This window comes from Peptoniphilus duerdenii ATCC BAA-1640 (assembly GCF_000146345.1).
GTDB lineage: Bacteria > Bacillota > Clostridia > Tissierellales > Peptoniphilaceae > Peptoniphilus_B > Peptoniphilus_B duerdenii.
In genome coordinates this window covers 517,531-530,498 of the sequence record NZ_GL397071.1, presented here as the reverse complement: position 1 = coordinate 530,498, position 12,968 = coordinate 517,531, and the positions used below count along the sequence as shown (strand labels likewise).

Genomic DNA, 12,968 nt, shown 5'->3' with positions numbered 1-12,968 from the left:
ATTCTCTCCTAGATGTCACCATCTAAAACTTGCAAGTCGCTATTAGATTCGTCGGTAACTACGCTCTGTAGGGATTTTCACCCCAGCATTAGAACATGCCCGTCATACAACAAAAGCGCCAGCATCCGAAGAACGGCGGCTGGCGCTGCTAAAAAAGGACTTATGACGCTTATGGACCAGCCACGATAGTGCCTGTTCATAAGCAGATGGAGGCCGGTTGACGGTTAGGCTTTTTTTTGCAGGTAAATCCCTGCCGAATTATGTCGAAGCGATCTTTGCTTCACGGCGGCTCCCTCCTAAAGCCGCCGTATCAGCGTATAGGCGTCACTCCTTTGTCGAGGGCATAAGGAACGGCGGCCTTGATGTTACTCAAAACCGCCGCAGTACCCTGAAAAGCCATTATGGGCGCACGAAGCTACCTGCCCTGCAACGGTTTTTTTCTTTTCCCGTCTGGCGGGGCAGGATCGCTTGGCATATTCAGTTTAGTCTTGCTCCTGTGCAGCTGCCTCCTTCAGCCGCAAAAAGCTCTCGTCGCTAATGATGTGTTCAATCCGGCAGGCGTCGGTCTCCGCAGTTTCAGGGTCAACGCCCGCTGCGATAAGCTGCTCAGTGAAAAAGCAATGGCGCTCGTATATTTTTTCGGCAACTGCCCGGCCTACATCGGTCAGGTGCAGGAAATAGTCGCTGTCCATCGTGAGAAAGCCACCGTCCCGCAGGGTTGCTACTGCATGGCACACACTGGGCTTTGACACCTCCATGTGCCGAGCCACATCTACGGAGCGTACCATACCGAGTTTCTTTTGAAGAACAAGAATGGTTTCCAGATAGTCCTCCCCGGACGCATGAAGTTTCATTAAGACCTCCCTTATGCAGATAATTTCTGTTCGGCGTTCCACATGGCCGCATACTTTCCGCCTTTAGCCAGCAATTCATCGTGAGTACCGGCTTCAGCAATCTTTCCGCCAGATACCACAAGGATTTGATCTGCATTTTTGACGATGGAAAGGGTATGAGCAATCATTACCACAGTCTTTTTCTCTTTCAGCAGATTGGCGATGGCCTGCTTTACTGCCAGTTCGTTCTCGATGTCAAGGGACGCCGTTGCTTCATCCAAAAGCAGGATCGGGCTGTTTTTCAGGATAGCGCGGGCGATTGAAATTCGCTGACGCTCACCACCCGAGAGAAGGTTTCCGTTTTCGCCGGTCGGCGTATCGTATCCCTTTTCCATCTTGCGGATGAAGCCGTCACAATTAGCCTCCCGGCAGGCAGCCTCGATTTCCTCGTCCGTGGCATTGGGGCGGGCGTGCCGGATATTCTCACGAATGGTATCATCAAAGAGAAATACATCCTGATCTACCATCGAAATTTGTTCCAACACACGCTCAGCGGATATATGACTGATTGGCTTACCGCCGATACGGATTTCGCCGCCAGTCGGCTCATAGTATTTGGCGATCAGGTTCAAGATGGTGGATTTACCGGAACCGGAATCACCAACAATTGCAGTCAATTTCTGATTTGGAACTATAAAGGAAGTTTCCTTCAAAACTGCTTCGCCAGGAATATAGGAGAAGTCCACATTATCAAAAACAATCTCATAATTCTTAACTGTGAACGGTTCTGTACTGCCGTTTTCTTCTGGCTCATGGATTACTTTTAAAATATTGTTTTTTGAAATCACAAGGTTTTTGTAGCTAAACAAATCTACTGAAATTGCCCCGATTAGCTTTGCCAGCAACATAGGGAGCATACATAAAAGCAGAAAATCAATCGTCCGAATTTCTCCTGCCATCCACGGAGAAATCCCAATAAACATAATAAAAGGAACCATAAGCCAGTTAATAATGTTAAAAGCAAAGTTTATGGGAATACCATGTGCTTCATATTCAAAGCTGACCTGACTGAACAATTGCATTGCTTCTGTGGTTGCCTTATTTTTTGTGCCAGCCACGCCGTATGCACGAAACGTCTGGATACCTTCTATATATTCCACAATGCTGCTTACTGTTTCAGATGAAACCTTATTTTTTCTGGTTCCATACTTTTTTACCGTTCGGAAAGAAAGCCACATTTCAGGAATCAGCATGGAAGTAGAAAGCAAAAGGATCCCTCCTGCGGGCAGATACAAATAACAGATAAATACAATAACCATAACGGCCAGAGCAATATTTTTGGTCAAGTTACTTACCTTGTGTGTCAATATTTGTTCATAACTATTTACATCGCATGTCATTGTATTTACATATTGCCCCACCTGCCCATGTGTGAAGCGAAAGAGAGGAATCCTCTTAAATTTATCTCCAAGGAAAAGGCGAAGATTTTTTGAAACGGCAGCCCCGCCGATCTGGTTCTGTGTATAACCTATACTGTAAATAAGCACTCGCAAAGCATAGACTACGCACAGAATTCCTGTGATCGTTAAGATGTCTGTTGTAGTTGTTTTCTTGCCGAGCAGAATCTGAATGACTAGGTAAATCGTCATATAACTGCATCCAGAAAGAAAACCTTCAATAACCGTGAATATCACGCCTATATTAAAGTGGATATTTTTATGCAATGGCCCTGTTTCTTTCATTATGCTTCATCTCCTTTCCCGCCATAGACGATTTTTCTTGAAGCATTGTAATCGCTCCATGCCTTTCTATAATAATTATTTCTGGAAAGGACTTCTTCATGGGTGCCTGCATCGGTTATCGTGTGATTTTCGACAATTGCCACTTTATCACACATTTTAACTGCACCCAAACGATGTGCGACAATCAAAACGGTTTTCCCTTTGCAAAGATTCTCAATTGCCCGATCTATTTCCAACTGATTTTCGGGATCGGCTGCACTTGTGGCTTCATCTAATATCAGAATAGGAGCATTTTTTAAAATAGCTCTTGCAATCGCTATCCTTTGTTTTTCTCCGCCAGAGAAACGGGAGCCAAAACTGCCTACTTTCGTATCATATCCATCTGGCAAAGACATGATGAAATCGTCAATCTGTGCCTCTTTTGCGGCTGCCCTCACTTCTTCCAGAGTGGCGTTACTGCCCATACGGATATTCTCCAAAACACTGTCGCGGGTCAAAAACGTCTTTTGAAATACAATGGATATGTTTTGAAGCAATTTTTCATAGTTTATGTTTTTTACATTTATACCGCCGATTAATACCTGACCTTCCTGCACATCGTAAAATCGGGAGATCAGCTCAATGACTGTGCTTTTACCAGCACCGGAAACACCAATCAGAGCTATTTTCTCTCCTTCAGCTACATACAAACTGCAATTCTCCAGAACATTCTTTTTCCCATCATATGAAAAGGAAATGTTTTTAACGGCAATATCACAATGTGTAGGAAAATCCCCATCACTTTCATAAACAGGCAACTCCAGTATTTCCTTTGTCTTAGTAACTCCATTCAATGCCTGTGCAAAGGTTGTTCCTAACTGCTGAAGTGGAAGTAGCTCAGTTAAATATAGAGAACCAACATAAGCGAAAAGCAAAAACACACTGGAAGTGATAGAATTTCTTAAAAACAGCATTCCACCAATAGGAACCAAAAGAACCATTCCACATTCCAGAATAATAATAAAAATTGCAAAGGGAGGTCCCATTTTACGCGAGATCAAATTCCATACTCTGTTTTCCTCTTTAATGGCATCCGAGAATTTTTTGAACGATTTACTTCCCATATTATAGGCTTTAATTAACCGCATTCCGCGAATGTACTCAATCATAATCGAATTAAATGCAATAAGAGATTGGTTTGAATCATGCATGATACTTGACATACCCTTAAAAAGATGTATCATAACAATTCCTGCAATCGGAAGGGGAATCAAAGAAATTATCGCTAATGGAATGTTTACTGTCATTAAATAAATAAAAATGACTATCGGACCAGTGAGATAACTTACCAACTCTGGAATATTATGAGCAAGGCATAGTTCCAGTTTTTCAATATCCTCATTTAAAACAGTTTTGATTTCTCCCGTGCTATGATCATCCAGTACGCCTAACGGAACTTTTGCCAAATGTTCCACTATCATACAACGTACACGATATAATGCACCATAAGCTCCTTTATGAGAAAGAACGCCTGAACAAGCCAAAGTAATCATACGCAGGATAGTTGTTGCAGAAATCAGTACGATATTATTCACCAATAACCGTTGTGTTATATTTTCGGATAAAATCGCATCCATAAGGTTATAAATGCCAATATACGGCCCTATTACAAATAAGCCGCTTGCAAAAGCACAGGCGACGGACGCAAAAAGATACCGTTTACTTTTCCCCGACCATGACAAAAGAAGTTTTATTGGGTTTTCTTGTTTCTGCTCCATATCACTTTTTCTCCCCCTGTTCCATAAGTGCATAAATTCTTTCCTTGTTTTCTATACAAACGGGAATATCATCTGCCAAAACGTGACAATCAAAGCGAATCAGACGCGAGCATGTTTGGCAGACAAATTCATAATCGTGAGTGACAACAAATATGACTTTATTTTTTGCAAGGTCCTGAATCAATTTGCTAACTTGCTCCATGCTGTCATAATCAAGACCCGAAGTTGGTTCATCAAAAACCACCACTTCCTTACCGCATATCATACTAACGGCTACAGCAACCCGCTGCTTTTGTCCTCCGGAAAGTGTGTTCGGATGCCGTTTACGGACAGAAAGAAGGTCCAAATCATCTAATGCTCTTTTCACCAGCGCAGGATCAGTGTATCTGATTCCAAACGTACATTCAGCTTCTACACTATCTGCAAACAATTCGTAGTTAACATCCTGCATAACCATAAAAGATCGCTTCATGCGTTCCTTTTCATTTTGTGCATTGCCTTGCCACAAGAATTTCCCTGTGGATCCTTTATGCAACCCACATAAAGCACGAAGGAATGTCGTTTTCCCAGCTCCATTGCATCCGACAACGCCAATGATTTCACCTTTAGAAGCCTGCATTGAGATGTGACTGATAATCATCTGCTTTTTGTAAAATAGTGATACATCTTGTATTTCCAGTACAGGTTTTTGAATTGGAACATTGGCAACAACGGGATACACAGTTTCTAACGCCACAGCGCGCAGCCCCATATTCTTTCTTTCAACATCCGAGAGCTTTCTGAGTTCTGCTGACGTCCAAATTGCCTGGATTTCCCCTTCTGACAAATATACAATGCGATCTGCTATATCAAGAAGATAATAAAGGCGGTGTTCAGCAATTAAAATTGTTTTTCCCGCTTTTTTCAGAAGCTGCAAATATTTTTTTAAGTCCGCTATTGAGGCCATATCCAAGTTAGAAGACGGCTCATCCAACAAGTAAATATCCGGGTCCATTGCATACACAGACGCAAAGGCAACTTTTTGTTTTTCGCCCCCGGATAATTCAAATATATTTCGTCCCTGCAAATGACGGATATGTAAGACATCAAGAGTATTTCCAAGTCTACGATGCAATTCCTCCGGTGGGACAGCCGCGTTTTCTATTCCAAATGCGATTTCACTGTCCACATCTACATTAAAGAACTGGGTCCTCGGATTTTGAAATACAGATCCGATTTTTTCAGCAAGTTGATATGTAGGTGTTTCAAAAACCTTCAGGTCATCCACTTGTACATCGCCATTTAACTCGCCAGGGAAATAATTAGGGATAAGTCCATTAATCAATTTTGTAATTGTTGTCTTACCACACCCAGAACGACCGCAAAGCAAAACGCATTCTCCTGTTTCTACAAATAGGTCAATATGTTTTACTCCGATTTCGGAAGCGGTTGTCCCTGCATAGGCAAAGCCAACATTTTTGAATTGGATCATACCGCACCTCCAATCTCACCTGCGTTCAACGCCAAAAGAAACAAGAAACAAATGATTACCAAAATATCCTGTATTCTAAATTTGATTTGTATCAGACAGGTCCGTGAATGAGGATTTTCAATGCCTCTTGTTACAGATGCAATTGCAAGTTCATCAGCTGCCTTGGACGCAGTCATTAAAAGCGGGACATACAAACACTCAATTGTCATCCCAGGGTGATGAATAAAACCCTTAAACGAAAGTGATACATCTCTTAAACGCATACCGTCTTTGATATAGTGCCAATCTTCTTGAATTGTCGGAATATATCGCAACATAACTGCCAACGGAATGTATATTCCTTTAGAAACATGTGCTTTATTCATTGCTGTCAGAAATTCATTTACACTCGTTGTGGACAGTATGATTCCAGCGAGCATTGCACAAGGATACACTTTGTAGAAAAGCCCCATCCATGCGACAAACATCGTATGTACAACACCCGTTTCAAGAGAGAGAACGTAAAGGGTCAGTAAATAAAATAAAGCAAAAAAGATCAGATGGCATAAAGAGCGTTTGGCTTTTCCGCATGTGCATCCAAAAAGTGTGATGAATAACACTAATAGCCATACATGCCGCAACGATGGAGCCATCGTTGCGGCAAATACAGTGATTGCAAGTAACAAGATTTTTGTACGTGGATCAAACGTACACAATCCACTATGAATTTTTGTGTACTGTATATTCACGCTGTGATACCCGCTTTTTCAAACTGTTTCTTTAATAGCTTGCTTCCAACAAAACCGCTGAGCAAAGCAATCACTATTGTTCCGATCAACATTGTTACAAGTACGATCCAACTGGTAGATGCAAGCATACTATCAAGATATTCCTGTGTCGTTCCTTTTTCCAGCATAGTATTTACCCATGTTTGCGGGTTAATAAAATATGCAATATATGTGCCAGTTCCACCCAAGCAAAAGAATACATACGAAAGAATATTCATTTTTTTGCTTTTATAATTTGCAGTGTGTGCGACAATTTCTGCAAGTACTCCACCAATTAAATAGCCGATTGTCATTCCAATGTGCATACCTGTTACAAAGCAAAAGATTGCCATAAGCGCACTTGCAATAAAAATGGGGCCTTTCTTTGGTACTTTCGCAACCATAAGCAAATACACTGGACCAGCAAGAAGAGCAGCACCGACAGGATAGTAGAAAGTGAGTGCTGGCATCATCGCAAACACACCACCGCTAAGGCTGATACAGATAAAGATAATTGCGGAAAAGACACCTGTTACGATAAGTTCTTTGACAGAAAGACCGGATTTCGTGTTAGACATTTTTTGTTCCTCCATTTTGATATATTCCACATTTGACTTTTTAAAATCAATGTGGTAAGCTTTGATTAGTTCCAGCTAACCGCTGTATAAAATTATACATGAACTGATTTGCTTTCGCAACACATTCAGCCCATTGTCGTCCGATGTGTCTGAAAGTATGTCTAATGTGTCTGAGGAAGATGATTATGTCCGATATTGCTGCTCAATTCAATACTATGTTGATAAAAAGTGGTTTTCAGAAAATGCCACCAAATGGAAAATTTAGCTCTATTGGAAACTTTTATTGTTTGCCTGAATCATTTGGAGAGGGAATTTATTGGATATACGGTGAAAAAAACCTATTTAATATCAAAATACATGATTTCTATTTTTACGAGGATGAATTTTTCGATCAGGAAAGCCTAAACTGGCCGGAGAGCCTAAGCATCACCTATTACGAATCTGTATCTGGTGAAGAAATCATGCCTTACCGGCGCCTTACCGCGGGATGTATAAAAACATTCTTTGGAGGCCAGCACCCATACAAGGCAATTTTTCATAAAAACATACCAATTCGGACGATTGGTATAGAGATTATGCCTGCTTACTATGAAAAGTATCTAAAAGAAGCATTTCCAGATGAATATATAAATCCAGATGAAGCATTTCGCGAGATTGATCAAGCAAATGATTTCCCTGAAATGGTTTCTCTGTTACGCAAAATCTGGAATTATAATGGAGATGGAATGGCCGCAAAACTATTCTTCCAAAGTAAAGTTTTCGAGGCAGTTGCTTTGATTGTCGAACATAACAAAAAGAGTCCAGAAAGAGGGAAAGTCCGTATTTCATCACAGGATATAAAATCTCTTGAAAATGTCGCTGCGTATATCAACGATCATTACAACAGAGAAATTCTTTTAGATAAACTAGCGCGCATTGCCTGCATGGGAACAACAAAGTTGAAAATTACATTTAAGCAGGTCTATTGCTGCACCATTACGGAATATATTCAACAACGGCGTTTATCTCAGGGAGAAAATCTCCTTTGCTCCACCGATTTTTCAATTGAGCAAATTGCTCTGGCTGTTGGATATAGTAATGCTGGTCGTTTTTCAAGAGACTTCAAAAAAAGTACTGGTCTATATCCTTCTGAATATCGGAAGTGGGCACAGCAAAAAAATCAATAAAAACGATATAATAAATCATTCTGTTTAGAGAAGTTCCTCTATAAACTATTGAAATATCATCTTCGCTTAGCAGAGCAGAAGGAAAATATTTCGACATATTCGAAAATCCCCTTGCTTTTTTCTACATAATAGCAATCATGTTTAGTTGGGCAAGAAGCGAGCGTCAGGGAATTTTTCTCTGGCGCCCATTTTATGGCACCGAATAGGAATGATAAAATCCCCCAGTTCAACTGGGGGCAATAATGCCCTCTTTAGAGAGCCACCACCGGAGATAGGCCCTTATAGTGCCTGTTCAAACCACCCGTTCATCAACGGGTGGTTTTGATTTACTTGGATATCAGTTCTACTTGTATAATTTTCTCCACCTGCGCTTTCAGTGTATTTATCAGCCCACCCAGTGTATGGGACACGAGCTTTCAGTTCCTCGATGACGCCTGCCGCCCCCATCATGCGGAATAGCGAGAAAGGTGGTTATTCCAAAATTATCTTGAATTCGGGAATAATACTGGCAAGCAATGCCTGTGTTAATACACACAGGCCAGCAGAGAAGAAAATCCCTTTGTGATTTTCCTCTCTGCTTGCTTGTTGAGGGCAGCGCCCCCAAGCCCCTTTGAACACAGAATTTCATTCTGTGGCTGCGCGTTCTGCGAACGCTTTTTACCAGAACCAGCTTACCGCTGGCCGTGGTCTTTTTCTTTTTCAACATCCTGTTCTACCTCCATTTTTCAGCACTCGATCTACATTTGCCTTTGCCGTTAAAAGCTCCCGCATTTCCTCACGGGAACGCCGGTACTCGGCATAGGTCTTTTTCTTTTCTTCCAGCAATTTCGCGTACTCCGTCTGCAACTCTTTGACCTTGGGAAGCTTCTTGACTCCCATCTCATCAAAGGCATTCTTAGCAGCCTGGTGGAGCAGAATTTCTTCCTCATGTTCCTCCCGGAATTTCTTAGAGTAACCCGCTTTGCGGTATGCTACATAAACCTCACGGGTCTTGGCATAATTTACGATGTGAGTACGCAGAACAGCAATCTCTGCCATGCGCTTTTCAGCCGCTTTGATCTGCGCCGAAAGTTCATTGTGATGTGCCGTGGCAGCCGCAGCCTTTTCTTCCAAAACCGCATACTCCAGCAGGTTATTCTCTGACAGGTAATTCATGGTCTGCGCCATTTGCTTTAGATTGAAAACTTTAGCCCATCGCGCATAGCCAGCACCTTTTCCAGCCTGCAATTTTGCCTGAATGTCCACCAGCAGATTGACCTTCGGCGGCTCTGCCTGTGTGACTGTTTTCTTTCGCGGGGTATGTGCTTTCTTCCCTAAGAGAACTGCCCTCAAATCTTCCAATCCATATCCTTCGCCCAAACTGTCCATGCGGGCGGCTTTCTCCCAACCAGAGAGTTTCAGTCGATACGATTTCAGCTTCCTCCGGAACGATGATGAGTTTCCCATCTTCATCTTTTGTATAGCCGAGGAATCGATTGTGATTGACTCTGACTTTTCCCTGCTGATTTCTGAACTGAATGCCGAGCCTTACATTTGCCGAGATGGATTCCGATTCCTGCTGCGCAAGAGCGGCCATAATGGTCATCAAAACCTCGCCTTTGGAATCGAGCATATTGATATTTTCTTTTTCAAAGAAAACGTAAATTTCTTTTTGGCTTAATGAACGGGCTTACCATAAAGAAACCCTTCTTCTTTAAGAATAACATTCATTTCTTCAGCTGTTAATCCATATTCTTGTCCCGGCGCCTTCTCGCTGATAAACTCATGCAGATCTCTCCTTACTCCGCCTTATCCATCGGTAAGTAGTAAATTTTGCCGTCTTTAGAAATAAGTTGCACATCATCGGCATAAAGATCAGAAGTATCCTGCGAATGTACAATAGATTTTACTGAAGCTTGATCCGTTATCATTTCTACAGTTCTTTCATCTATTGCCTTAAATTTAAGGTCATCATTGAATAATCCGGGAATAAAATGAATGACGCCATCGAATCCAACTCTTTTACGCTTGATCTCGTCTGTATCAATGCCTAAGCGATTTACGGATGTCTGATGCCACCCAGTCAATAATGCTTGAGTATCTTCCACCTGCTTTGTGTATGTCGGCAAAAGCGCTGCGCACTGCTCTCTTGAGACAGCCCCCATATAAAGCGTATACCTCAAGTCGGAAATCTTATACAGCACATCAAGTAATGCTTTTTGGCATGTATACCAGCTTTGCGCTTCTTTTAATTCCTTTTCATAAGATGCATAATCCAGATCATTTTTCTTTGCAAAACCCGCCAAAGTTAAATTAACCTGACCAAGTAACTGAGTACATTCTTCTTCCAGATTATCGAGCTGCGCAATCTTTGACAGTCTCAATTCATCATTCTCAAGGATCTCTACCTGAAAGTCAGCAATTTTCTTAACATGAGCAACGAGTGAAAAAAACCGACTTCGGAATTCGTTATCTTGGAAATCAGATATTTTTGAAATTCCATCACTGATTTCTCCAAGCTCTGCATTTATCTGCGTCATGTAATACTGCCCGACAACCATTGATGCAACACTCATAGCTGCCGCTGCAGTATTTGCTGCTACAGCCGTTACATTTTGAGCTTGAACTTCTACAAAGTCTGCATAACCCTTGATTCCATTATCACCATGATAGAATCCTCGAACCGCTCCTTCCATAGCCTTAGAATTGGCAAGTTTAGCACCGGCCGGGATTATAGCGCGATACAAAACCTCGCTCCCTGCTTTTGCGGCTTGGACTGCATTTGAACCTAATACACCGACCTGCGACAATCCGGGGACAAGATTGTTCACTCGCGCCAGAACTTTACTATCAGTTATTTCTACCAGCTTATTCTCATCTGCTATTACTTCTGCAGGAAGCATTTCCATCTGAATAACAAGTTCATCAAGCTTCGGGTCTGACTGAGATAATTCAATGGTTTGCTGTGTAATTATCGCACCACTATCCTGATCGGATTTACGCTCACCTTCGAGAGAATTCATTCTCTTTCTCCTATATATTAACAATGCAGCAATGGCCACCACTGCCACGATGCATATTCCAACGACTACATACTCCATTGACGAAATTCCTCCTTTTACCGTTCTATAATAGACACGTAAATTTTGCGAATAAATATATCAAGCCTTTTAAGCCCTGACATCTATCTCACAGCCACAACTTCCCCAACATCTAACTCGGCAACTCAACACAGCGACATCTATCAGGGCAACTCAACTCTCACACTTTTTGATCTGATTTACCTTTGAATAATTTTCCACAGAGCGTTTTATCTGCCCAATGATAAATCAGCCCGATTACCGGAAAACCGGAGTATCACCGAGCTTTATAGCTTATTACGCTCCGACCCTTGACATCAAACAGATAGTCTCCACATGGCTTGAGTGGTCAGTATTGATAAAATTTGAAATTTCTCAAAATTCTCGTATGCGGGAACATATTTATTCTGCACTATTTCTAAATTCTTCTAACATTTTATTGAGAACTAATGCATTTTCATATTCTTCAACAAATGCCCCCTCTTTGTACTGTGGAAAATTCGGAATATTGGGCATGTGTACATTTTTTAAATATTTTTTTCTATTATACCAATTATTCCTAATAAATTCTTTAAATTCTATGCGTTCTTCTTCTGATTCAAATAATAGTACAACTTCAAATAATCTGTCTCTAGAAAACTTATCACTAAAGCTTTCCTGAAAATAGAAAAACTGATTTAACTTATAAAGAAAAGTTCCTTTCGTAAAATACCTATATGAAAAATCCCAACTAAAGCTATTGTTTTTGTCTAATGTAATTCCATCTATTTCAGGGCAAGGCGTAAAATACCTGCCTCCATCTAAAGCAACCCCACCTAATTCTTTCAATAGTGTCTGATGATATCTAAATTTTATATCATACCAATGTGGCCTTGAATCTACTTGAGAAAAAAAATAATATCTGTATCCATCTCCTTCGTCTCTAGCACTCTCATATTCAATAGTGAACTCTGGAAAATACTTGTAGTACTTTTGCATTTCACCATATGGACCATCATTCCAATTTTCATAATCCTCAAGATAAATCTCAAATCTTTCTAAAACTGTTTGAGTTAGTCCAAATCGTTTTTTCCACAAATATTCAACTTTATCTAAATCTGCTGATCTATCTACAGGTGTGTTAGTATCTTGAATTCTCGTGTAAATATAATTTGCCCTAATTCCCTGAAAGTTATCTGTCAAATAATATGGTGTGTTATTGTCATTCAATATCACCATTACATCAATTGTTTTACCTAATATTTGATAGCTTTTTACATATACCGTTGGTCTTAAACCACCCGCAAATTTTTTGTCTTTTAGAAAATCAACTATGTTTTGAGTGTTTTTCCTTCCATCGTCTTCACTTATATCTCTAACATTATAATTATCTTCTTCGTCGACACCTATTATTATAAAAGCGTCTCTACTATCTAAATTATTAGACATGCAAATAATATCATGAAGCAAATTTTGCTTCCCTTTACTATCAGATTTATACCATTCTTTTTTAAAATCCCAGTACCCACCTTCCTGCCTAAGATTCATCAATTCTAATATTTCTTCTAGTTCAACCATATACCTTCTCCACTAATATTTATTATTTATATTATACCATTTGTAAGCAAAGCAAAAAC

Annotated in this window: 10 protein-coding genes and 1 pseudogene; 1 reads left to right on the top strand and 10 read right to left on the bottom strand. The window is 40.7% G+C overall.

The window, feature by feature from the left end; translation table 11 throughout:
• Window positions 1-482: 482 nt before the first annotated feature.
• The 6 genes from HMPREF9225_RS02435 to HMPREF9225_RS02410 are packed head-to-tail and all read right to left on the bottom strand — an operon-like array spanning window position 483 to window position 7,127.
• Window positions 483-854, bottom strand: coding sequence for a metal-dependent transcriptional regulator (locus tag HMPREF9225_RS02435; protein ID WP_008901343.1), 372 nt, complete (start codon window positions 852-854; stop codon window positions 483-485).
• 11 nt (window positions 855-865) lie between these two features.
• The gene (locus HMPREF9225_RS02430; RefSeq protein ID WP_008901342.1) at window positions 866-2,575 is read right to left on the bottom strand and encodes an ABC transporter ATP-binding protein; all 1,710 of its coding nucleotides are present in this window, start codon (window positions 2,573-2,575) and stop codon (window positions 866-868) included.
• Window positions 2,575-4,332, bottom strand: coding sequence for an ABC transporter ATP-binding protein (locus HMPREF9225_RS02425; RefSeq protein WP_008901341.1), 1,758 nt, complete (start codon window positions 4,330-4,332; stop codon window positions 2,575-2,577). Before HMPREF9225_RS02425 ends, HMPREF9225_RS02430 begins: the two co-directional genes overlap by 1 nt.
• Window position 4,333: 1 nt before the next feature.
• Window positions 4,334-5,803: an ABC transporter ATP-binding protein gene (locus HMPREF9225_RS02420; protein WP_008901340.1), complete on the bottom strand. Its 1,470-nt coding sequence runs from the start codon at window positions 5,801-5,803 to the stop codon at window positions 4,334-4,336.
• The gene (locus HMPREF9225_RS02415; RefSeq protein WP_008901339.1) at window positions 5,800-6,531 is read right to left on the bottom strand and encodes an energy-coupling factor transporter transmembrane component T; all 732 of its coding nucleotides are present in this window, start codon (window positions 6,529-6,531) and stop codon (window positions 5,800-5,802) included. The genes HMPREF9225_RS02420 and HMPREF9225_RS02415 overlap by 4 nt, the downstream gene beginning before the upstream one ends.
• Window positions 6,528-7,127, bottom strand: coding sequence for an MptD family putative ECF transporter S component (locus HMPREF9225_RS02410; RefSeq protein WP_023055085.1), 600 nt, complete (start codon window positions 7,125-7,127; stop codon window positions 6,528-6,530). Before HMPREF9225_RS02410 ends, HMPREF9225_RS02415 begins: the two co-directional genes overlap by 4 nt.
• Window positions 7,128-7,312: 185 nt before the next feature.
• Between HMPREF9225_RS02410 and HMPREF9225_RS02405 the strand changes: the two genes are divergently transcribed.
• The gene (locus HMPREF9225_RS02405) at window positions 7,313-8,293 is read left to right on the top strand and encodes a helix-turn-helix domain-containing protein (RefSeq protein ID WP_040551280.1); all 981 of its coding nucleotides are present in this window, start codon (window positions 7,313-7,315) and stop codon (window positions 8,291-8,293) included.
• A gap of 699 nt (window positions 8,294-8,992) precedes the next feature.
• On the opposite strand, the gene HMPREF9225_RS10460 is transcribed toward HMPREF9225_RS02405, so the two are convergent.
• The 4 genes and pseudogenes from HMPREF9225_RS10460 to HMPREF9225_RS02385 form a co-directional block, all read right to left on the bottom strand.
• Window positions 8,993-9,661, bottom strand: coding sequence for a relaxase/mobilization nuclease (locus HMPREF9225_RS10460; protein ID WP_425357256.1), 669 nt, complete (start codon window positions 9,659-9,661; stop codon window positions 8,993-8,995).
• A gap of 184 nt (window positions 9,662-9,845) precedes the next feature.
• Window positions 9,846-9,905, bottom strand: a pseudogene (locus tag HMPREF9225_RS10615) (hypothetical protein); the annotation flags it as partial.
• A gap of 166 nt (window positions 9,906-10,071) precedes the next feature.
• Window positions 10,072-11,373, bottom strand: coding sequence for a hypothetical protein (locus HMPREF9225_RS02390; RefSeq protein ID WP_008901334.1), 1,302 nt, complete (start codon window positions 11,371-11,373; stop codon window positions 10,072-10,074).
• Window positions 11,374-11,754: 381 nt separating this feature from the next.
• The gene (locus HMPREF9225_RS02385; protein ID WP_008901333.1) at window positions 11,755-12,909 is read right to left on the bottom strand and encodes an AlbA family DNA-binding domain-containing protein; all 1,155 of its coding nucleotides are present in this window, start codon (window positions 12,907-12,909) and stop codon (window positions 11,755-11,757) included.
• Window positions 12,910-12,968: the final 59 nt, after the last annotated feature.

What these genes read in the sequence shown, in the direction of transcription:
- HMPREF9225_RS02435 (WP_008901343.1), bottom strand. Translation starts at nt 854, where the DNA reads ATGAAACTTCATGCGTCCGGGGAGGACTATCTGGAAACCATTCTTGTT.
- HMPREF9225_RS02430 (WP_008901342.1), bottom strand. Translation starts at nt 2,575, where the DNA reads ATGAAAGAAACAGGGCCATTGCATAAAAATATCCACTTTAATATAGGC.
- HMPREF9225_RS02425 (WP_008901341.1), bottom strand. Translation starts at nt 4,332, where the DNA reads ATGGAGCAGAAACAAGAAAACCCAATAAAACTTCTTTTGTCATGGTCG.
- HMPREF9225_RS02420 (WP_008901340.1), bottom strand. Translation starts at nt 5,803, where the DNA reads ATGATCCAATTCAAAAATGTTGGCTTTGCCTATGCAGGGACAACCGCT.
- HMPREF9225_RS02410 (WP_023055085.1), bottom strand. Translation starts at nt 7,127, where the DNA reads ATGTCTAACACGAAATCCGGTCTTTCTGTCAAAGAACTTATCGTAACA.
- HMPREF9225_RS02405 (WP_040551280.1), top strand. Translation starts at nt 7,313, where the DNA reads ATGTCCGATATTGCTGCTCAATTCAATACTATGTTGATAAAAAGTGGT.
- HMPREF9225_RS10460 (WP_425357256.1), bottom strand. Translation starts at nt 9,661, where the DNA reads ATGGACAGTTTGGGCGAAGGATATGGATTGGAAGATTTGAGGGCAGTT.
- HMPREF9225_RS02390 (WP_008901334.1), bottom strand. Translation starts at nt 11,373, where the DNA reads ATGGAGTATGTAGTCGTTGGAATATGCATCGTGGCAGTGGTGGCCATT.
- HMPREF9225_RS02385 (WP_008901333.1), bottom strand. Translation starts at nt 12,909, where the DNA reads ATGGTTGAACTAGAAGAAATATTAGAATTGATGAATCTTAGGCAGGAA.